We start from the raw sequence: 19,800 nt of genomic DNA, 5'->3' as shown, positions 1-19,800 counted from the left end.
TGTCCCGCGGCGGCCTTTGGTTGGATACTCGATCCCTTCAGAGCATGAGTGATTGCTGGCCGCCTATTTCGCGCCGCGCCACCACCAAGCTGCTTTCAGGTTCATGTTCATGGCAAGAGGGATAGATTATACGGATCTGTAAGGCAACGAAAAAAGCTTACTTTGCGTTCTGTCCACTTTCCCAGTGCGGGGCCGGTCGTCCTTCTTTCAGTCCGTGCTGCAGCCACTCGTCCCAGTTGGCTTCAATTTCACCATAGGTTCCATCTTTGTGGATGGCGTTCAGTCCCCGGTCGAGGACGGCGGCCACCGCCTTCGACCGCTCGGGCATTTTTTTTGAGAAAGACACGAACAGACCCAATCTGGCGAGTTCATGTCTGGCTATCGGAGCCGGAGAGACCAGGTACTGGCTGTTGCTGATGTGGAACGCCGCGACCTTTTCGTAAACGATGGCGTAGTCGGTGCGTCCCTTTGCGGTCAGCGCGAGTGTTTGCAGATCTGAGTCCACTTCCACCTTTGCAATCGTCTCATCTGCATCGAACGCGTCGGTATAAGTGTAGCCTCTGACCACTGAAAAGGTCTTGTTCTTGAAGAAGTCGGGATCAAATTCCGCAGTATTTTCCGGATGGCTGTAAACCAGGACCCTTTCGAAAAAGAGGGGCGTCTGATGAAAAATGTAGTTCCGCCGGTTTTCGTCCGACCCGGTGGTGGTGAAACACGCGAGTTGCCGACCCTGGGCGACCTTCCGGACGCACCTGTTATAGGGCATGACATTGAGTATGACGGAGCACTGTTCCGCATTGAAAGCCGCGTTGATGAGGTCGACGGCAAATCCGCGAAGCTCTCCCTGGTAAAAGCCTGAGTAAGGAAAAAAGGAATCTTCTGCCGCAATGACGATATCTTCGCTGACCGGACACTCGCTTGAATGGCCGGCAATTGCGGGCGCGGTCGCCCAAAACAGCATTGAGCCGCAAATCACAGGAGCAAGGGACAACCTCAAGGAAAGCCTCTCAAGCAACCCCTTTGCCTGGCAGGCTGTCCGCGAATGCGATGAACCCATCTTGGTGGTCAATCCTTTCTGTGGCGGGAAGCCAGTTCACTTCTGGCTCGCGGGCAGTTAGTTCAATTCGCCGTAGCGGTCTCGTACAATGGTTCTTTAATAGATCCCGCAATAGCAAGACACTTGGCGTTGCAACGACCAAGAATCTTATCAACGATCAGTATACAGACGAGCCGCCACGTTTGTCTTGCGCCATTGTAAGAAGTAGCAATTGTCACCGGGTATGCACCAAAGCTTGCCGCAAGCCTGCATTTTCCGCTTGCCTTCTTGACCCTCACGCCGAGATGCTGTTTTTGCAGTGCAGCGATTTTGCAAGATGTCTCCGACGAACGGGGGCCGGCAGGCTGACAAAAAAACTGGCAGTGAGGGGCATATGGAACACTACGATCTTGTTGTGATCGGCAGCGGACCAGCCGGACGCAGGGCGGCAATTCAGGCAGCAAAATTCGGCTATGACGTTCTGGTGGTGGAGCGCGGCCGGCGGGTTGGCGGCGTATCCGTCCATACCGGCACCATTCCTTCCAAGACGCTGCGTGAAACCGTTTTGAACTTGACGGGATGGCGCGAGCGCGGCTTTTACGGCCGTTCCTACCGGGTGAAGGACGACCTGACGGCAGCGGATCTTCGTGCGCGGCTGCACATTACCCTCAACCACGAAGTCGAGGTTCTCGAGCATCAGTTTGCCCGCAACAAGGTCGATACGATCCGGGGTGAGGCCAAATTCGTCGAACCGCATAAGATCGAGGTGGAAGGCGACACGGGGGAAATTCACCACATTACCTCGGACAAGTTCATCATCGCTGTCGGCACGAAGCCGTTCCGTCCCGGCTATGTGCCCTTCGATGGAGAATTTGTTCTCGACAGTGACGAGATCCTGGAACTGACCGAACTGCCACGGTCGATCGCGGTCATCGGCGCGGGTGTTATAGGTGTCGAATACGCTTCGATCTTCTCCGCGCTCGATGTGCATGTCACGCTGATCGAACCGCGCGACACCATGCTCGACTTTCTGGACAAGGAACTCGTTGCTGATTTCACGCACCAGCTACGTGACCGTGGAATTGCGCTTCGGTTTGGGGCGAAGGTCGAAAAGATCGAGAAAAACGGGCCCGCGGATTGTGAAATCACGCTGGAAGGCGGCCGCTGTGTGCGGTCGAACGTCATTCTGTTCGCGGCTGGGCGCATGGGGGCGACGCCGAACCTGAACCTGCAAAGTTGCGGACTGGACGTGGATCATCGCGGTCGACTGAAGGTTGATCCCATGACCTTCCAGACCGACGTGCCGCATATCTTCGCGGCCGGTGATGTCATCGGCTTTCCCAGTCTCGCCTCGACATCGATGGAGCAGGGGCGCATCGCGGCTTGCCATGCGTTGGGGGAGAAAGCCTACGATCCGCCCGAGTATTTTCCCTACGGCATCTATGCCGTACCGGAAATTTCCACTGTTGGCATGACCGAGGAAGAGATCAAGACCCGCGGCATTCCTTACGAATGCGGTGTCGCACGGTTCCGGGAAACGTCACGCGGCCACATCATGGGCCTCGATACCGGCATGCTGAAGATGATCTTCTCCCTCAAGACCCGCCGTCTTCTTGGATGCCACATAGTCGGAGAGGGGGCGACGGAACTTGTCCATATCGGACAGGCTGTTCTCAATCTGCGCGGTACGCTGGAGTATTTCGTGGAAAATACCTTCAACTACCCGACACTGGCCGAGGCTTACAAGATCGCCGCACTCGACGCCTGGAACCGCATGCCGCCGCTTGACGATTGATCACTCGGCATGGACCTTGCTTCACAAGAGCGGCGTCGATGGCCTGCCAAGTGCGGAAAACGGGGCAGGTGCCTTGGGGGGAGTGGCGCTCAGCAGAGCCAGCAATTCTCCGGCAAGGTAGCCTGGGTAACGTCGCCACCGTCTTCGATCCAGCGGGCGATTCCCTTTTCGACGTTGACCACGTTGGTAAACCCGGCCTGACCCGCCAGATACTCTGACAAGACCTGGCTTCGCTGACCGGTCTGGCAGAGAAGCACAACTTCATCGGACGGGCTTGAAATCAGCTTCTTCAGCTCGCTGCCGAAAGCCGGGTTCACCTGGCCGCTGTCGTTGAAGAACGTTACCAGGTGGCTTCCGGGAATGACGCCGGTTTGTTTCCATTCGTCTGGGCGCCGGATATCAATAACTGTTGCACCCGAGGCGAGCTTGGCCTTGAGGGTGCCATTATCGATATCCGAGAATTTCTTTGCCTTGACCTCAAGCAGTTCGATTTCGAACTTCAAGGTGGCATCCGGCGGAATGACGCCACCGGCCCCTTGTGAACCGTATGCCATGTCCGGCGGGATGATGAGCTCGCGCTTGCCGCCGACCTGCATGCCCTCCACGCCTTTTTCCCAGCCGGGGATAACGCGGCGTTCCCCAAGGGTGAACGAGAACGGTGTGCCGCGGTCGACACTGGAATCGAACTTGGTTCCATCCATCAGCCAGCCAGTGTAATGCACCACCACCGTTTCACCGACATTCGCTTCTTCACCAGTTCCTTTTTCAATATCGCGAATCTGCAGCTCTTCCTGGGCCAGGGCCGGCAGAGTGAAGAGCAGGATGGCGAGAATGCGCGTAACCCATTTGAGCATGATGTGTCGTCCCGGTGTTTTGTTCGGTCAAAGAATTGGTCATCTGGGGCTGAAAAACAATCCGGATCGTGTTCACAGTGACGGTAAGTCACAAGACCTGCAGCTTGCCGGAGGCTGCCAGACCGACACCGCTTCTGAACGAAGCGAGCAACCTGTCAGGGTTTTGCCAGGGGATCGTTGACAGAGCGAATGAGCTTTTCAAGAAGGTCTGACAGTTGACCTTGTTCTTTGGGACTTAACCCGCTGACAGCGCGTTGCTGTGTCGCAATGTAGTCGGGCATCTGATCCTTGATCAGCTTCAGTCCTTTTTCAGTCAGGCACACGGTAAGCGCCCGCCTGTCGTCCGGGTGCGGGCAGCGTTCCACAAGGTCCGCCTTTTCCAGCTTGTCCAGACGCGCAGTCATGCCACCCGAACTCATCATCGTTGAGCGGTAGAGTTCCGTTGGCGTGAGCTTGTAGGGCGGGCCCGAGCGTACGAGCGTAGCCAGAACGTCGAATTCACCCGACTTCAGTCCGATTTCCGCATAGGCAGGCACAAGATAGTCGCGAGCCAGTACCTGTGAGGCTTCGTTCAGTCGCCCCAGCAGAACCATTGGCGAAAGCTCATCCGCGATCTCTGGTATTTCCCTTTGCCATTGTCTTCGCGCGCGCTCGGCGCGGTCAATGAGCAGGTCTTCCGGATCGCCAAAGAGGTGACCCGATGGCTTCGATGGGGGGCGCGACGGTGTGGTCATCGCAGAATTCTCCAGATGATTTGAAGCCATACGAAGCGCTGCTTCGTGAGACCGTGCGAGGTTACGTAAATAGCTGACATCTCGACCGTTTTTAAAATCAGAATAGTGTCGGCTTTACAGGGGGGTGTCAACCGACATCAAGAATCTTTAAATCAAGTATCTTGAAATCAAGATAAAATGAGTTATCTCTTTCTCAATTGGTGCGGCATCGTGCTGGCGCCGACTTGTCAGGAAGGACAGTCCCATGGTGGACACCCCCAGATCGGGAGCCTCCGCCAGTGCGGCCTCCCTTCAGCAACAAGCACCGTTTTCAGGCGACCGGCGCGGTAGTCCGCTGGATCAACCGCTGGTGTTGTTATTGATTGTCGGCGGATTCCTTGCCGTCTCCACCGTGATTGCAAAAGCTGCTCCGATGACGGGCTGGCACCCTTTGGCGTTGTTGCAATGGTCCATTCTGGGCGGTGCCGCGGGCTTGTTCGCCATTACCAGGATCACGGCCAGAGGAAGTATGGCCGGGGTTGGGCGCGCGCGTGTCAGGCGAGGAACGTATGCCTTGTACCTTTTGGTCAGTGGTCTGCTGTTCATTGCCCCGAACATGATTGCGGTCGCTTCTGCCCCAGAGGTTGGCGCAAGTTTCGTTTCCTTGAGCTACGCCTTTCCACTGGTTCTGACCTACGGCTTCGCTGTGCTGCTGCGCATTGAAAGGTTTCAGGTTCTGCGCGGAGCTGGTGTTCTATTCGGTCTTGCCGGTGGTGTACTTCTGGCAGTGTCAGGGCGCCAGCTTTCCGTTGAAGCTTCCTGGTGGGCGATGGTGGCCTTGTCGATCCCGGTGTTCCTGGCTTTCGGCAATATCTATCGCACGCTGAAATGGCCCGCAGGCGCGCGTCCCGTGGATCTTGCCCTCGGCATGATGCTGGTCGGGTTTCTGGTACTGGGGGCTTTCACTGCTATCGCCGATATTCCGGTCTCACCGGTCGCCTGGACGGCAGAAGCGACCGGGCTGCTGGTTGCTCAAATTGCCATTTTCGCATTCCAGTACGGTCTTTATTTCCGCCTTCAGCACACTGCCGGGCCTGTTTATCTCAGCCAGATCGGCTCTGTTGCTGCCGTGATCGGCCTCGGTCTTGGATATCTGGCCTTCGGTGAAGTGCCGAACGTTCCGAAATTGGCGGCTGTTGCCGCTGTCGGGATAGGGATTGTACTCGTCAGCAAAGGGCGCGCCAGCGGAGCCAAAAAGACGAGCTGAATTTTCAGCTGCTTGAAGACCGGTCCAGCAACCGAACGCCGGACCGGTTTTTAATCTTCGCGGCAACATGGCTTGGCCCTGGACTAAGACCCAAGCGTGACGTGCGGAACATGGCGAGAGCGGGAACGCTCATGCAAACGTGCAGGATCTCCGGTTCTGGTGAGGATCACTCCCAGAGCCAGGCGGCTCCCCGCACGCCTGAGCTGTCGCCGTGTGCGGCCTTGCGGATTGGTGTTTCGTAGGTGTCGGAGAAGATGTAAGGCTCCATGGCCGCCGGAAGGTCCGCATAAAGCTCATCGATGTTCGACATGCCTCCACCCAGAACAAACACATCCGGGTCGAGCAGATTTGCAGACATGGCAAGTGCACGGGCAAGGCGGCTGACGTAGGCCTCGTAGACAGCAGTTGCCACTTCATCTCCGGAGCGTTTCAGCGCCATGATTTCGTGGCCCTTCAGCAGCGTGCCAGTCCTGTCCTTGTAATCGAGCTGAAAGCCGGTTCCCGAGCACCAGCGGTCGATGGCGCCCTTGTGGCCGATCCAGCTATCCGGACCGGGATACTCCTCCGGCTTCATCCAGGGAACGGTGATGGCGCCCCATTCACCGCCGATGCCATTGGCCCCGAGATGGGCTTTTGCGTCGATGGCAATGCCTGATCCGCTACCTGTGCCGATAATGATGGCGTGTACGATATGAGCTCCAGCGCCCGCACCATCGGTCGCTTCCGAGACAGCGAGGCAGTTGGCATCGTTCTGGATGCGGACCGGACGTCCGAGGACCCTTTGCAGGTCCTTGTCCAGGGGCTTGCCGTTCATCCAGGTGGAATTGGCGTTCTTGACGAGGCCAGTCCTGGGGGACAGCGAACCAGGAATGCCGAGGCCGAGCGTTCCTGTCTGGCCGGTTGCCTGCTCCGCTGCCTCGACCAGCTTGCGGACGGCTTCCAGACACCCCTCATAGTCGTCTCGGGGGGTGTCGACCCTTTGCCGGAACAATTCCTCGCCCTCGTTGGAGAGAGCGATGATTTCGATCTTGGTGCCACCCCAGTCAATTCCCAGCCGCATTTTCAGTCCACCCGTCTTGGCAATTCGAAGGCAGCCGTCTGGCCGTCTTCAAGTTCGCTTGTTTGTTTCCCGTAGGTCTTGAACTTTTTCAAGATTGCGCTCATTTCCTCGGCGTCCAGTATCACGGGGTCACCGAGTGTCAGAGCCGACAGATACTGATCCGCCAGATCTTCCACGCCTTCCGCCGTCGCAAGAGCCTTTTGCAACGTCGCCCCTCCGGCGATCTGTCCGTGGTTCGCAAGCAGACAGGCGCTCCTGTCTCCAAGGGCGGCAATCATCGCCTCTGACAGGGCTTTCGTGCCGAAGGTGGCATACTGCGCACAGTCGATGCGGTCACCGCCGGCAAGCGCGACCATGTAATGGAACGCGGGAATGCCGCGCCGATGACACGACAGGGCAGTGGCGCGCGGACTGTGGCAATGGACCACCGCGCCGCAGTCCGGCTTCGCCAGATAGAAATCGAGATGCATACGCCACTCGGAAGACGGCAGCGTCTCACCGCGGTAGCAGCCCTCCCAATCCAGCGGAACGATCATGTCTTCGGTCAGATTTTCGTAAGGTGTTCCCGACGGCGTCACCAAAAAACCGGATTCGGTGCGTGCACTGACATTTCCAGAGGTGCCTTTCGTCAGTCCAAGACGCGGCAAGGCGCGGGCGGTCTCGATGATCGCGCGGCGCAGTTCAGACGTATCGCCTGGAAAGGTGGGCATTCAGGGCCTCTTTGGTTCTGTTTCGGCCGCAAGCATATCGTTTTGCAGCGCCGCCGTGGAAGCGGAGCTTAGATGACAGGTATCCGGTTGCCTTTTCAAGGTATTGGTTTGATAAATCCCGAGCCTACGACCAGAGGGTTGAAGAACGCGGTGTTAAGGGACTGAATGGCTGGATTCGCACACAAGCTCAGGCATTTGTTTGGATCGGCTGCAGCGCCAGCAGGCCGGACAGGGCGGGGTGGGCAATCCAGACCGAGGCCCGGACCTCGTTCCAAGGGGCCGCGCTGGGCAGAGCCGGACATGGAAATGCTGCCTGAAGAGGGCAAGCCCGACAAACATGGTGGCCTGCCGCCGCGCGCTGCCAGATCTCAGAGCCGCTCTCACGTGACACCCTATTACATTTGGGGAACACTGGCGCTTCTGGCGGCAGGGTTTGCTGGTGGCGGTCTGTTTCTGCACCTTGCTCAGCTGAAGGGGGAAGACAGCGTTGTCACAGCTCCTCTGATGCCGGATCCATTGTCGTCCTTGCAGACGCCGGCCCGGGAAGTCTTGCTGGCGCCGGAACCGGAACTGTCTGCGGAGCTGAAGCGCAGCTTTCTGGGGAAGCCTGATCAGCTCTGTGACGAGTTAAGGTCGCTGGGGCTGGGAAATCCGGGTTGGCGCCGGGCGCCCTTCAGCAAGGACCGTTGGCAATGTGCGTCGGACCTGGTGCCCTTGACCACGCCGAGCGTCGACTATGGCTCGACAACACTCTTCTTCCTGCTTCGCGGTCCTTCTGAAAACAGCATCGACTATTTGCGGCTGAAACTGGTGGTGGAGGATCCGCGCCAGATACAGATCGGACTGGATGCTGTCTGGCTGGTGATCGACGCTCTGGCGCTACGTTACGGCTGGACGGTGCCGGAAGTTTTTCGCGAGGCCGTTTCCGGGTTCAGGCAACTGGAAACAACCCACAGGGGCGTAAGGTTGTCGGTATCGCCGGAAGATCCTGATCTGACGGGTGACCCGTTGGCGCGCCAGCGGCTGAACATCATTCTGGACTTTGGCGAGCCGGATCTGATCCGTCCCGCCGATCGGTTTGAAAAAGCACCGCCTCTTGAAAGCGGCTGGAGCGTCAAGGCCCCTAACGCTCAGGCAGCGGAATGAATTCTTCCGCGTCGCCCGGAACCGTATCGAACCGTCCCAGCCGCCAATCTTCCTTGGCCTGCTCGATGCGTTCTTTTGATGAAGACACGAAGTTCCACCAGATATAACGCCGGCCATCCATCGGTTCGCCGCCAAGCACGACAAAACGGGCGGGCAGGGGGGATGCGTTTTCGATCACCAGATGATCGCCAGGTTTGAACACCAGAAGCTGCGCCGGATCGAAACTCTGGCCTGCGATGGTAATCTGGCCCGAAACGGTATAGAGGCCGCGTTCTTCCCACCCCGCATCGAGCGGGATCCTGGCTCCCGGTTCCAGCGTTATATCCGCATAGAACATGTCGGAGGCTGTCTTCACCGGCGCCTTGTGACCATAGAGCTCACCAGCAATAAGCTTGACCGATGCGCCCTTCTCGGAAAACTCCGGTTGTTCGTCAGTGCCGTGATGCTGGAAGGTCGGGTCTGTCTCTTCCAGATGTTTTGGGAGGGCAACCCAGCTCTGCAGGCCGAACAGGGGGCGTTTTTCCTGCAGCCGTTCCGGGCGTTCGCGTTCGGAATGAACGATGCCCTTGCCCGCGCTCATCCAGTTCAGAGCGCCGGGGGCAATCGCGATCTGCGTCCCGAGGCTGTCACGGTGGTACATCTCGCCTTCAAAGAGATAGGTCACGGTCGCCAGTCCGATATGGGGATGCGGTCGCACGTCAATGCCGCCGCCAACCAGCAGTTCTGCCGGTCCCATCTGGTCGAAGAAGATGAAGGGGCCAACCATCCGCCGTCTGGCAGAGGGCAGGGCGCGCCTGACCGAAAATCCGCCGAGATCGGAGGTCCGCGGTACGATGATCGTTTCGATCGGGTCACAGCTTGCAGCATTTCCCGGCACGGGATCAGGGCTATTCAACCAGCTCATCTGCCTCTCCATCAAACAACAGTGCGTCTGGCAGAGTAGATAGGCACTGACAAGCTGAAGTGTCCATTGAACAGTCTGTTTCGGGTTTTCATCTCCGGCACGATCTGTATAACGGCCAGCCCTTCCTTGCTTCTCTTTGGTGCGTCATGAAACGTGTGATGATTGTTGGAGGCCCGGGTTCGGGCAAAAGCACGCTCGCCGTTGCCCTTGGACAGAAAACCGGACTGCCAGTCTACCATATGGACAAGATCCACTACCGGTCCGGTTGGAACGAACGGACGCGGCCGGAAAAGGACCGGATGACGCATGAGGTCCATCTGAAGGAGGCATGGATCTTCGAAGGTGGCCATTCAAGCACCTACGCGGAACGTGTCGAACGCGCCGATACGTTCATCTGGTTGGATTTTCCGGTCTCGCGCCGCATTTTTCGGGTGCTGAAGCGGTCCGTGCAATACCACGGACAGAGCCGGCCAGATCTGGCGGAAGGCTGCCCGGAGCAGTTCAACTGGCAAACCGTCGAATTCCTGAGGTTCATATGGCGAACCAGACACTCGGCCAGAGCCAAGCTGGAGCGCATCTACCGCGAACCTCCGCATCATCTGACAGTCTATCGTCTCCGCACCCTTGCAGAGATCAACGACTTTCTGGCCGGATGTCAGGAACGAAGCTGAAGATCTATTCGGTCTCTTGACAGTTACACCCGACGAGCGGCACAACAGACGCTCACCCGGGGGGCCTCGACAAGAGGCTGAGATACTGCTGGCGCGATTGCGCAGTGCAGGGACCCGACGAACCTGATCCAGGTCATGCTGGCGAAGGGAAGGTGCTCTCGGCCAAGTGCAATTGCCTCCGCAATGCGACCACCCCGGCCACCTTTCCAAGCTGACTGTCCGAAGTGCGGGGCCTGTTCCGGTCCTTGCGGAGAAGCGTTGAATGCAGGCGGTCTACCAGACATTCCGCGATGGCGAACGATTGACGTTCTCCATGGCAAGAGAGGCGGGATGAAGGTCGGTATCAAAGGCGCCGGAGTTGCCGGTCTGGCTCTGGCGCATGAGCTTATCTCGCGCGGTGTGCAAGTTGAGCTGCTGGAAAAGAACGGGGATCTGTCCGCCAGTGCCTCCTGGCTTGCTGGCGGTATGCTGGCGCCCTGGTGCGAGCGGGAGAGTGCCGAGGAAGATGTTCTGCGGCTCGGGCAAACATCCATCGGCTGGTGGAGCAAGGTTCTGCCAGGGCAGATCAGGCATAAAGGGACACTGGTTGTTGCCGCGCCGCGCGATGCTGGTGAACTCAACCGGTTTGCCTCTCGGACCAGTGGCTTTACATGGCTCGACAGTGACGCGCTGGGCGCACTCGAGCCGGACCTTGCAGGCCGATTTGCAAAGGGACTTCATTTTGCCGGAGAAGCCCATCTCGATCCTCGGCAAGCTCTCACGGCGTTGCTGGCAAAAGTGTCTGCAAGCGGTGCAGAGGCCAGTTTTAAGACCGAGCACTTTGCTTCGGCAACCGATCTTGTCGCCGATTGTACCGGCATGGCTGCGCCCGATCCGCACCTGCGGCCCGTTCGCGGTGAAATGCTGCTGCTCCACGCGCCGGATGTCTCACTTTCGCGGCCTGTGCGTTTTCTGCACCCGCGCATCCCGGTCTATGTCGTGCCGCGTGACAACGGGGTCTTCATGGTCGGGGCGACCATGATTGAAAGCGGCGACCGGGAGGCGGTCAGTGTTCGGTCGACCATGGAACTCCTCAATGCCGCCTACGGCCTGCATCCGGGCTTTGCGGAGGCAAAGATCATCGAGACCGGGGCGGGCCTGCGCCCGGCCTATCCCGACAATCTTCCTCGCGTCACGCTTTCCGGCAACACGTTGTCACTGAACGGATTTTACAGGCACGGCTTTCTGCTTGCCCCGCATTTTGCCATGGAGGCAGCAGACAGGATCGTGCAACATCTTCAGGAGAAGTCCCTTGAAGCTAACCATTAACGGCGAACCTCAGGAAGTTGCCAGCGCGACGCTGGCAGCGCTTCTGGATGAGCTGGCCTATGACCATGAGTTTCTGGCCACGGCGCGCAACGGCGATCTGGTGTGCGCAGAAGAACGGGGCGATTGCGTCCTTGAGGCGGGAGACCGGATCGAGATCCTGTCACCGATGCAGGGAGGCTGACGATCATGTTTGAAGTTTATGGGGAACCGTTCGCATCGCGTTTTCTGCTCGGAACGGCGCAATATCCTTCACCGCAAATCCTGGCGGATGCGGTGAGGGCATCGGGTGCAGAAATTCTGACCGTGTCTCTGCGGCGTGAAACGGCGGGAAGCGGCACAGGTGGCAGGTTCTGGGATCTGATCCGGGAATTGAACGTCAAGGTACTGCCCAACACAGCCGGATGTCATTCGGTGAAGGAAGCTGTTACGACCGCAAGGATGGCGCGGGACCTTTTTCGCACCGACTGGATCAAGCTGGAAGTAATCGGCCATCACGACAGCTTGCAGCCGGATGTCTTTGGCCTTGTGGAGGCGGCAAGCATCCTAAGCGATGACGGCTTCAAGGTGTTTCCCTATACGACAGACGATATTGTCGTCGGCGAACGGCTGCTTGAGGCGGGCTGTCAGGTGTTGATGCCCTGGTGCGCGCCGATCGGTTCGGCGAAAGGGCCGGTCAATACGGATGCCCTTCGTGCTTACCGCAGCCATTTCAGCGGCGTTCCTCTTGTCGTGGATGCCGGTCTCGGCCGGCCGTCTCACGCGGCCGCTGTTCTAGAACTCGGTTTCGATGCAGTGCTGTTGAATACGGCTGTCGCAAAGGCCGGACATCCAGTCGCCATGGCAAAGGCCTTTGCGATGGCAATCGAGGCCGGACGACTGGCCTGTGAAGCCCAACCCCTGGAACCTCGCGACATGGCGGTTCCTTCTACCCCGGTTCTTGGAATGGCGGTGTTTGAATGAAACTCGACCCCTTTTATCCCATCGTTGACAGTTTCGACTGGATCGCGCGGCTGGTGCCGCTTGGCATCAAACTGGTTCAACTGCGGATCAAGGACGCAAGCGAAGACATCCTGCGCAAGGAAATCGCAGCTTCCAGAAGCGTTTGCGTGAACCACGGTTGCCAACTTGTCGTCAACGACTATTGGCAACTCGCGATCGAAGAGGGCTGCGATTTTGTCCATCTTGGTCAGGAAGACCTTGCCGACGCCGACGTGGCAGCCATTTGCAAAGCCGGTTTGAAACTTGGCGTGTCGACCCATGACGGCGAAGAGCTGCAAACAGCTCTTGCTACCGAGCCCGATTATGTCGCGCTCGGGCCCGTCTATCCGACGATCTTGAAAGAGCTCAAATGGGCACCGCAAGGCCTTGAAAAGATCGGCCGGTGGAAGCAGCAGATCGGCAGCCTTCCTCTGGTGGCCATTGGTGGCCTCAACCCGGAGCGTCTTCCCGGCGTGTTCGAAAATGGCGCGGATATCGCAGCCGTCGCCACTGACATCACGCGCAATGCCGATCCGGAAGCGCGCACGAGGGAATGGATTGAGGCGACACAGCGCTGGCGCTAGCGGTCCTGCTATCCGCTCTGATATTTGCTATCCGAAGATAGCTCGATCGCGCACGACTTGATCGCGTAGAAAATCCTGTACCACCGCGACATGACGGAGCGGACGTGAGCTTTCGTGTGTCACCATCCAGTAGGCGCGGTGAAGCTTTATGTCCGGCAGGACGGCGACAAGGTCGCTGTCATCGCGCGCGATAAAATCGTGAAGGATACCGATCCCTGCACCCGATCGGACAGCTTCGGTCTGGCCAAGAGCCGAGGCTATCTCGAAACGTGCAGTCCAGTTTTTCAGAATTTCTGTGCCGTAATTCAGAGATGGCGAGTAGAGCAGGTCTTCCACGTAACCAATCAGATCGTGAGCGGTAAGATCGTTTGCGATGACTGGCGTGTCGCGGCGTATCAGATAGGTTTTCGAGGCATAAAGCCCGAGTGAGTAGTCAACGAGTTTGCCGGCAACAAGCCGGCCGGTTTCCGGCCTGTCGATGGTTACCGCAATATCGGCCTCGCGGCGGGACAGGGAAAAGGAGCGCGGAACGGGTACGAGCTGCACCGTCAAGCCTGGATGTTTTTCTGTCAGTTTGCCCAGCCGAGGCGCAAGATAGGCGACACCGAAACCATCGGGCGCGCCGATGCGCACTGTTCCCGAAATTTCAGGCGTGTTGTTTGTCAGGTCCGCTTCCGCCGCGACCGCCTCCGCTTCGATCCGTTCTGCCCTGTCGAAAAACCGACTGCCCGCTTCGGTCAGAACGCAGCCAGAGGTCGATCTGTCGAAGAGACGGGTGCCGACGCTGTCCTCAAGGCTCGTCAGTCTGCGGGCGACTGTCGCGTGATTGAGGCCGAGGCGGCGCGCCGCCGCCAGGATCTGGCCTGTTCGTGCAATGGCGAGAAAGATGCGGAGGTCATCCCAGTTCATGTCTATTGCTTTCTGCGATGATCGCCTTGCACTTGTTGTTGTCAGATGGGTGAGCGCCAAAATCGGAAGATGTGCTCACGGGGTGTTTGGTGCGGGCTCTTCGCCGCGCTCATGCCGGGATGACAACTGAGGGCTATTGGTCCTATCGTTCGTTTGAAACGCTAATGGAGCTTTATTGGCATAACTTTAAAAAACGCACAACGGCTCCGGAATTCTGGTTCTTGTTTGCAGCAAAAATAAAAGTCAAAAAGACAGCACCTCGGACGCTCGCCCAAAATCCTTTTGGCTGGTGTCAGAACATATTGGGAGAAACGCGACATGCGGAAGATCGGTCATTTTATTGGCGGCAAACAGGTGGAGGGCACCTCTGGCCGCTACGCAGACGTCTTTAATCCGGCAACCGGTGAAGTCGAGGCGCAGGTCGCCCTGGCCAGCCAGGAAGAAATGGATGCTGCGATTGCCAACGCCGCTGCTGCACAGCCGGCCTGGGCTGCCACGAACCCGCAGCGCCGCGCCCGCGTGATGATGAAGTTCGTCGATCTTCTGAACCGCGACATGGACAAGCTGGCTGAAGCTCTCTCCCGCGAACACGGAAAGACGCTGCCGGACGCCAAGGGCGACGTTATTCGTGGTCTTGAAGTTGCAGAATTCTGCATCGGCGCACCGCATCTCCTGAAGGGCGAATTCACGGAAGGCGCCGGCCCGGGCATCGACATGTATTCCATGCGTCAGCCGCTCGGCGTTGTTGCCGGCATCACGCCGTTCAACTTCCCGGCCATGATCCCGATGTGGAAATTCTGCCCGGCCATCGCTTGCGGTAACTCCTTCATCCTGAAGCCGTCCGAGCGCGATCCGTCCGTGCCGATCATGCTGGCCGAACTGATGATCGAGGCTGGACTGCCGGAAGGTATCCTGAACGTCGTCAACGGCGACAAGAGCGCGGTCGATGCCATCCTGGACGATGAAACCATCCAGGCTGTCGGTTTTGTCGGCTCCACGCCGATTGCCCAGTATGTTTATGCCCGCGCAACCGCGTCCGGCAAACGTGCCCAGTGCTTCGGTGGCGCCAAGAACCACATGATCATCATGCCGGATGCCGACCTTGATCAGGCAGCCGACGCTCTGATCGGTGCCGGTTACGGCGCGGCCGGCGAGCGCTGCATGGCCGTTTCCGTCGCTGTGCCGGTCGGCGAGAGCACTGCAAACGCCTTGATCGAAAAGCTTGCTCCGAAAATCGAAGCCCTGAAAATCGGGCCGTACACGGCAGGTAACGATGTCGACTTCGGCCCGCTGGTAACCAAGGAAGCCCTTGGCCGCGTCAAGGGTCTTGTCGAGCAGGGCGTCAAGGAAGGTGCGAAGCTGGTTGTCGACGGTCGCGACTTCTCCATGCAGGGCTATGAAAATGGTTTCTTCATGGGCGGCTGTCTGTTCGACAACGTCACCAAGGACATGGATATCTACAAGACCGAAATCTTCGGTCCGGTTCTGTCCGTGGTGCGCGCGGAAAACTACGAAGAAGCTCTCGATCTGCCGCTCAGCCATGAATATGGCAACGGCACCGCGATCTTCACCCGTGACGGCGACACTGCGCGTGACTTCGCGTCCCGCATCAACATCGGCATGGTCGGCATCAACGTGCCGATCCCGGTGCCGCTCGCCTACCACACCTTCGGCGGCTGGAAGAAGTCCGGCTTTGGCGATCTCAACCAGCATGGTCCGGACGGGTTCAAGTTCTACACCCGCACCAAGACAGTGACGTCCCGCTGGCCGTCCGGTCTGAAGGATGGAGCTGAATTCGCCATTCCGACGATGAAGTAAACACAACGAACGAATGTTCGACAGAACGCTCCCGGTCACCGCAGGGAGCGTTTTTGTTTCAAAACCGCGGCTCTCTGCGTCAGGGGCAGGCAAACACCTGGTGCCTGGATCGCTGAACTGGCATGGGTGGCTGCAGCTCTTTTTGTGCAGCAATATAAATTGGCCGAAAAAGGCATGGCTCCGACATGGCAAACCGGAATGCGCCGTGGCAATGTGTCCCTTGCATTTGAAATGGGAGAGCGACACTAAACGCCCGATGAAAACGAAAAGGCAAAAGATCGGGAATGTGGCTGAGGATGTGGGGCAGGGCTGCGGAACCGCAGCTGCTTTCGGCTGGCCGGACGATAGAGAAAGCCGATGCCTCAAAAGGGCCGGCAGGCTTCTTGCCGTATCCGATCTGCTGTGGATCGCTCAGGCCGGATTGATTTCCTGGGCGCTCGGATCGCTTCCCGACATTTTTTCCGCTACAGACACCGGCCGGATCGCTGACAGCGATTTGACCCGGTCAGCGTTGCTGGCTGCTGCCGGCATAGCGCTTGTCGCCCTGTTGAGAGTGTTTCTGCAAAACCGCGCAGAAACGGTTGCCCGGCAGACTGCCCGTGCGATCCAGAGCAGGGCCCGCGGAGACCTTCTCTCCATTGCGGCTACCCGCTCACCGTCGGCAGAGTTTCCCTCTTCCGGTGCCTTTGCCGCGCATATCACCGAACAGGTCGATCTGCTTGGACCCTACTATCGGAACTTTGAACCGCAGAAACTGCGTTTGCGCCATGTGCCTCTTGGGATCGTTGCCGCCACTGGTTTTTTCAGCTGGCTAGGCGCTCTTATCCTTGTTGTCTGCGGGCCGCTCATTCCGGTTTTCATGGCGCTGATCGGCCTGCGCGCCAAGGCGGCAAGCGAGCGACAACAGGAAGAACTTGTGCGGTTGAGCGGCAGCTTGCTCGACAGGATCAAGGGGCTGGAAACGCTGACGTTATTCGGCGCAATCGGGCGAACGCAGCAGCAAATTGGGGACGCTGGCGAACGCTTCCGGACCGGAACCATGCGAGTCCTGAAGATCGCGTTCCTGTCGTCTACAGTGCTGGAGCTTTTTTCTGCACTCGGTATCGCCTTTTGCGCGGTCTATGTCGGCTTCTCGCTGTTGGGGGAAATCCAGGTCGGCACCTGGGGAGGGCCTTTGACCTTCGCGCAGGGCCTTTTCATTCTCCTGCTCGCACCGGAATTCTTCGCGCCCTTGCGTGCCTACGCCGCTGCCTATCACGACCGGGCGGGGGGGCTTGCCGCCCGGGAGAGACTGGCGACGCTTTTCCCGCCGGAAGACAATCCAAAGCCGCGTCCGATTGTTGCAGTTGCCGCCGAGAAGGCCGGCGCTTGTCAGCTTTCCAGCCCGCCGGCGATAGAGTTCAGGTCTGTCTGCATTTCCCATAAACAGCGAGATGTCTTCAAGGATTTCAGTCTGGAAATTGGATCTGCCGAAACGCTTCTGCTGGAAGGACCGAGCGGCAGCGGCAAGACCACTTTGATTGATGGAATACTCGGATTTCAGGAACCGGATGACGGTGAAATCCTGGTGGATGATCTGCCCGCAGCTGCGCAGGCTGCATTGCTGCGCCGAAAAGTCATCTGGCTCGGCCAGTCTCCACGTCTGTTTCACGGCAGTCTCCGGGCAAACCTCTTGAAGGCGGTGGAAACACCAGAAGCGGTTACGGAAGACGATCTGTGGCATGCGTTGCGGCTTGCCGGGGCTGAAACGCTTGTGCAACGACTGCCTCGGGGTCTTGAAACGCTCTTGGGGGAAGATGGTTTCGGCCTTTCCGTGGGTGAGATCCGCCGGGTCGCGCTGGCACGGGCGGCCATGAGAAAAGATGCCGTTCTTTTGCTGGCGGACGAGCCGACTGCTTCGCTTGACGAGGAAACGGCGGCTGACGTCATCGACGGTCTGCGGAGCCTTTGTGAAGGGCGCACTGCCGTCATCGCCACACATGACAAGGATCTTCGGCAAATTGCCTCGCGGCGGATCGATCTGAAATCTGTAGGCGCTGTTGCCGAGGGGAGGGCCCTCGCGTGAAGTCTGTCTGGCAAATCATTCGCACCCAGCACCGGTACGACAGCTTTCATTTCTGGCTCGGGATATTTGTGGCCCTGCTGCCTGCAACTGCCGGGCTTTTGCTGCTCGGGGTCTCCGGCTGGTTCATCACGGCGGCTGCCATCGCGGGACTAAGCGGTGCATTCCTGAATATCTTTGCACCAAGCGCGCTCATTCGTGCCTTTGCGATTGTCCGCACTGCGGGCCGTTACGGTGAACGCGTTTTGACCCATGATGCGACGTTTCGCTTTCTGACCAGGTTCAGAAATCGTCTGTTTGCGTCCATGGCGCACAGGACGAGCGATGGGCGAAGATCAGGGCTGCTGCTGAACAGGTTGACGCTCGACATCGCCGTCCTCGACACTGTTTATCTGCGCCTGGTGGTTCCCCTTGTGCTGGCGCTCGTTGTTGCGGTCACGCTGCTTCTCGTATGGAGCACCATCTCTCCGCTTTTGCTTGTCACCGGTGCGGTTTTCATATCCGCCTGGGTCTTTTTGGCGGTCTGGACCTTTGTACAGTCCGATACCAAAAACGCCCGCCGTACGGATGCGGCGCTGGATGCCATGCGGCTTCGGGCGGCTGATCTGGCTGCAGGGCGGCGGGATCTTGCGATCTACGGTGGGCTGGAGACTGCGGCCGAGACGGTCCTGGCCGCGGAAAACCGCCTCGCGGAGGCACAGGAGACTGAGGATCGCCGAACCAGCAAACTGACAGCTGGATCAGCACTTCTTGGCCAGTTGTTTCTTGCGGCCACACTTCTGGTCTGTCTGCAAGAGGTTGGTCGTGGCACGCTGACGGCTGCTTTCGGCGTTGGCCTCATACTGGTAGTCATGGGGCTTCCGGAAATCTTTTCGATGAGCCTGCCAGGTCTTGCCAAATTGCCACGCGTTTCGCTGGCTGCAGGCCGGATCATGCGCTTGATGGATGATCGCCGGGAGTCTGAACCTGCTGGTAATCGGGAAGCGACACTATCGGACGTCACTACGCCTACGCCTGTACTCTCCTTCAAGGACGTCAGCTTTGGCTATCCTGGGGCTGAGAGAAGCGTGCTGGAGGGACTGAGTTTCAACGTTGCGCCGGGAGAAATTCTCGCACTGGCCGGGCGCAGCGGTTGCGGCAAGTCAACGGTTGCGGCATTGGCCGCACGGTTACGACATCCGGGGCAGGGGCGGATTGTTCTGGGCGCGGAAGATGTTAGCCGGATCCCGGAAGCTGAGCTCCGCCGCAAGATCACGGTCATTGGCCAGAAGGCCTATCTCTTCAACGAGACGGTCGCGGAGAATTTGCGTATCGCAAATCCCGATGCCAGCGATGCAGACCTGTGGCGTGCGCTCGAGCAGGCAGCGCTTGCCGACCGTATTTCGGAAAATCCGGAAGGGCTGCAAACCATTCTGGGTGAAGGTGGGCTTGGCCTCTCCGGCGGAGAGCAGAGGCGTCTGGCCCTGGCCAGAGCCTTCCTGACACAGCCGGTTCTGTTTGTTCTGGACGAGATGACCGAGGGACTGGACGCTGCAACTGCTGGCGATGTTCTGGACCGGTTTCTGTCCTATCGTGGAAATTCCGCCGTCTTGATGATTGCGCATCGTCGTCAGGAAATGGAACGGGCCGATCGCGTGCTGGATCTGACAGCGCCAACTGAGGGCGGTAATCCGTCGCCGGAAATAATTCTGTCCGAATTTCAATGAGTTCCCGCACGGTTTTCAGCAGCTTATGGTTGCCGCGTCCTATCTGTCGCATTGACCTTGCGGGGGCTCTGGGCCACGATCACTCCATAGGAAGACTCGTTTTCTAAGCCGGTTCATTGACAGGATTGGCGGTTGCAATCCGCTTTCACTGCGTAGTTGCGTGCCGCCGCTGGATCGGGACGAAATCAGGGTTTTCGATCAAGATCGACAAGGCTCTGTCCCCTCCCGACCGGGCCTCAACACGTCGATCGTCCTGATGTGCCGAAGTACCTTTTTCTG

General features: G+C 58.5%; 18 protein-coding genes and 1 riboswitch. Of the genes, 11 read left to right on the top strand and 7 right to left on the bottom strand.

Going from position 1 to position 19,800, the window contains the following annotated elements; translation table 11 throughout:
• Positions 1 to 157 precede the first annotated feature (157 nt).
• A complete protein-coding gene (locus FMN63_RS27395) occupies positions 158 to 961 on the bottom strand; it encodes a substrate-binding periplasmic protein (RefSeq protein WP_162530124.1) in 804 nt (267 codons plus the stop codon).
• 469 nt (positions 962 to 1,430) lie between these two features.
• On the opposite strand from FMN63_RS27395, the gene sthA reads away from it, so the two are divergent.
• Positions 1,431 to 2,831: a Si-specific NAD(P)(+) transhydrogenase gene (gene sthA / locus FMN63_RS27390; protein ID WP_148587219.1), complete on the top strand. Its 1,401-nt coding sequence runs from the start codon at positions 1,431 to 1,433 to the stop codon at positions 2,829 to 2,831.
• Between the two features lie 89 nt (positions 2,832 to 2,920).
• On the opposite strand, the gene FMN63_RS27385 is transcribed toward sthA, so the two are convergent.
• Positions 2,921 to 3,685, bottom strand: coding sequence for an FKBP-type peptidyl-prolyl cis-trans isomerase (locus FMN63_RS27385; RefSeq protein WP_148587218.1), 765 nt, complete (start codon positions 3,683 to 3,685; stop codon positions 2,921 to 2,923).
• Positions 3,686 to 3,840: 155 nt separating this feature from the next.
• Positions 3,841 to 4,419, bottom strand: a complete 579-nt coding sequence (locus FMN63_RS27380) for a MarR family winged helix-turn-helix transcriptional regulator (RefSeq protein WP_148587217.1) — start codon at positions 4,417 to 4,419, stop codon at positions 3,841 to 3,843.
• 244 nt (positions 4,420 to 4,663) lie between these two features.
• Here FMN63_RS27380 and FMN63_RS27375 point away from each other — a divergent pair, with 244 nt between their 5' ends.
• On the top strand, positions 4,664 to 5,665 hold the full coding sequence (locus tag FMN63_RS27375) for a DMT family transporter (protein ID WP_148587216.1): 1,002 nt from the start codon (positions 4,664 to 4,666) through the stop codon (positions 5,663 to 5,665).
• Positions 5,666 to 5,831: 166 nt separating this feature from the next.
• Here the strand turns inward: FMN63_RS27375 and FMN63_RS27370 are convergent, their stop codons facing one another.
• Both FMN63_RS27370 and FMN63_RS27365 read right to left on the bottom strand, forming a co-directional pair.
• The gene (locus FMN63_RS27370; RefSeq protein ID WP_148587215.1) at positions 5,832 to 6,725 is read right to left on the bottom strand and encodes an ROK family protein; all 894 of its coding nucleotides are present in this window, start codon (positions 6,723 to 6,725) and stop codon (positions 5,832 to 5,834) included.
• A gap of 2 nt (positions 6,726 to 6,727) precedes the next feature.
• Positions 6,728 to 7,435: a class II aldolase/adducin family protein gene (locus FMN63_RS27365; protein ID WP_148587214.1), complete on the bottom strand. Its 708-nt coding sequence runs from the start codon at positions 7,433 to 7,435 to the stop codon at positions 6,728 to 6,730.
• A 300-nt stretch (positions 7,436 to 7,735) separates the two neighbouring features.
• Here FMN63_RS27365 and FMN63_RS27360 point away from each other — a divergent pair, with 300 nt between their 5' ends.
• The gene (locus tag FMN63_RS27360) at positions 7,736 to 8,581 is read left to right on the top strand and encodes a DUF6030 family protein (RefSeq protein WP_148587213.1); all 846 of its coding nucleotides are present in this window, start codon (positions 7,736 to 7,738) and stop codon (positions 8,579 to 8,581) included.
• Here the strand turns inward: FMN63_RS27360 and FMN63_RS27355 are convergent.
• A complete protein-coding gene (locus tag FMN63_RS27355; RefSeq protein ID WP_148587212.1) occupies positions 8,559 to 9,485 on the bottom strand; it encodes a pirin family protein in 927 nt (308 codons plus the stop codon). The genes FMN63_RS27360 and FMN63_RS27355 overlap by 23 nt on opposite strands.
• A 158-nt stretch (positions 9,486 to 9,643) precedes the next feature.
• Between FMN63_RS27355 and FMN63_RS27350 the strand changes: the two genes are divergently transcribed.
• The 5 genes from FMN63_RS27350 to FMN63_RS27330 all read left to right on the top strand — a co-directional run bounded on the left by FMN63_RS27350 (position 9,644) and on the right by FMN63_RS27330 (position 13,026).
• On the top strand, positions 9,644 to 10,156 hold the full coding sequence (locus FMN63_RS27350; protein ID WP_209001342.1) for a P-loop NTPase family protein: 513 nt from the start codon (positions 9,644 to 9,646) through the stop codon (positions 10,154 to 10,156).
• A gap of 47 nt (positions 10,157 to 10,203) precedes the next feature.
• Positions 10,204 to 10,324, top strand: a riboswitch (TPP riboswitch).
• Positions 10,325 to 10,486: 162 nt separating this feature from the next.
• Positions 10,487 to 11,464 carry a glycine oxidase ThiO gene (thiO, locus tag FMN63_RS27345; protein WP_148587210.1) on the top strand — a complete coding sequence of 326 codons (978 nt, stop codon included), beginning with the start codon at positions 10,487 to 10,489 and terminating at the stop codon, positions 11,462 to 11,464.
• Entirely contained in the window at positions 11,448 to 11,645 is a 198-nt protein-coding gene (thiS, locus tag FMN63_RS27340; protein WP_148587209.1) for a sulfur carrier protein ThiS, read from the top strand. Before thiO ends, thiS begins: the two co-directional genes overlap by 17 nt.
• 5 nt (positions 11,646 to 11,650) lie before the next feature.
• Positions 11,651 to 12,424, top strand: coding sequence for a thiazole synthase (locus tag FMN63_RS27335; protein ID WP_148587208.1), 774 nt, complete (start codon positions 11,651 to 11,653; stop codon positions 12,422 to 12,424).
• On the top strand, positions 12,421 to 13,026 hold the full coding sequence (locus tag FMN63_RS27330; RefSeq protein ID WP_148587207.1) for a thiamine phosphate synthase: 606 nt from the start codon (positions 12,421 to 12,423) through the stop codon (positions 13,024 to 13,026). The genes FMN63_RS27335 and FMN63_RS27330 overlap by 4 nt, the downstream gene beginning before the upstream one ends.
• Before the next feature lie 27 nt (positions 13,027 to 13,053).
• Here FMN63_RS27330 and FMN63_RS27325 read toward each other — a convergent pair whose 3' ends face one another.
• Positions 13,054 to 13,935, bottom strand: coding sequence for a LysR family transcriptional regulator (locus FMN63_RS27325; RefSeq protein WP_148587206.1), 882 nt, complete (start codon positions 13,933 to 13,935; stop codon positions 13,054 to 13,056).
• Between the two features lie 318 nt (positions 13,936 to 14,253).
• Between FMN63_RS27325 and FMN63_RS27320 the strand changes: the two genes are divergently transcribed.
• The 3 genes from FMN63_RS27320 to cydC all read left to right on the top strand — a co-directional run bounded on the left by FMN63_RS27320 (position 14,254) and on the right by cydC (position 19,521).
• Entirely contained in the window at positions 14,254 to 15,753 is a 1,500-nt protein-coding gene (locus FMN63_RS27320; RefSeq protein ID WP_148587205.1) for a CoA-acylating methylmalonate-semialdehyde dehydrogenase, read from the top strand.
• Positions 15,754 to 16,039: 286 nt separating this feature from the next.
• Entirely contained in the window at positions 16,040 to 17,818 is a 1,779-nt protein-coding gene (gene cydD, locus FMN63_RS27315; RefSeq protein WP_209001341.1) for a thiol reductant ABC exporter subunit CydD, read from the top strand.
• On the top strand, positions 17,815 to 19,521 hold the full coding sequence (gene cydC / locus FMN63_RS27310; protein WP_148587203.1) for a thiol reductant ABC exporter subunit CydC: 1,707 nt from the start codon (positions 17,815 to 17,817) through the stop codon (positions 19,519 to 19,521). Before cydD ends, cydC begins: the two co-directional genes overlap by 4 nt.
• Positions 19,522 to 19,800: the final 279 nt, after the last annotated feature.

Origin of the sequence: Stappia sp. BW2 (genome assembly GCF_008107695.1) — a bacterium.
Taxonomy (GTDB): Bacteria; Pseudomonadota; Alphaproteobacteria; order Rhizobiales; family Stappiaceae; genus Roseibium.
Note: the sequence above shows the minus strand (reverse complement) of the source record. Positions and strands in the feature narration are given on the sequence as shown.

Coding starts and splice junctions, on each gene's coding strand:
- FMN63_RS27395 (WP_162530124.1), bottom strand. CDS start 961: ATGCTGTTTTGGGCGACCGCGCCCGCAATTGCCGGCCATTCAAGCGAG.
- sthA (WP_148587219.1), top strand. CDS start 1,431: ATGGAACACTACGATCTTGTTGTGATCGGCAGCGGACCAGCCGGACGC.
- FMN63_RS27385 (WP_148587218.1), bottom strand. CDS start 3,685: ATGCTCAAATGGGTTACGCGCATTCTCGCCATCCTGCTCTTCACTCTG.
- FMN63_RS27380 (WP_148587217.1), bottom strand. CDS start 4,419: ATGACCACACCGTCGCGCCCCCCATCGAAGCCATCGGGTCACCTCTTT.
- FMN63_RS27375 (WP_148587216.1), top strand. CDS start 4,664: ATGGTGGACACCCCCAGATCGGGAGCCTCCGCCAGTGCGGCCTCCCTT.
- FMN63_RS27370 (WP_148587215.1), bottom strand. CDS start 6,725: ATGCGGCTGGGAATTGACTGGGGTGGCACCAAGATCGAAATCATCGCT.
- FMN63_RS27365 (WP_148587214.1), bottom strand. CDS start 7,435: ATGCCCACCTTTCCAGGCGATACGTCTGAACTGCGCCGCGCGATCATC.
- FMN63_RS27360 (WP_148587213.1), top strand. CDS start 7,736: ATGGAAATGCTGCCTGAAGAGGGCAAGCCCGACAAACATGGTGGCCTG.
- FMN63_RS27355 (WP_148587212.1), bottom strand. CDS start 9,485: ATGAGCTGGTTGAATAGCCCTGATCCCGTGCCGGGAAATGCTGCAAGC.
- FMN63_RS27350 (WP_209001342.1), top strand. CDS start 9,644: ATGATTGTTGGAGGCCCGGGTTCGGGCAAAAGCACGCTCGCCGTTGCC.
- thiO (WP_148587210.1), top strand. CDS start 10,487: ATGAAGGTCGGTATCAAAGGCGCCGGAGTTGCCGGTCTGGCTCTGGCG.
- FMN63_RS27335 (WP_148587208.1), top strand. CDS start 11,651: ATGTTTGAAGTTTATGGGGAACCGTTCGCATCGCGTTTTCTGCTCGGA.
- FMN63_RS27330 (WP_148587207.1), top strand. CDS start 12,421: ATGAAACTCGACCCCTTTTATCCCATCGTTGACAGTTTCGACTGGATC.
- FMN63_RS27325 (WP_148587206.1), bottom strand. CDS start 13,935: ATGAACTGGGATGACCTCCGCATCTTTCTCGCCATTGCACGAACAGGC.
- FMN63_RS27320 (WP_148587205.1), top strand. CDS start 14,254: ATGCGGAAGATCGGTCATTTTATTGGCGGCAAACAGGTGGAGGGCACC.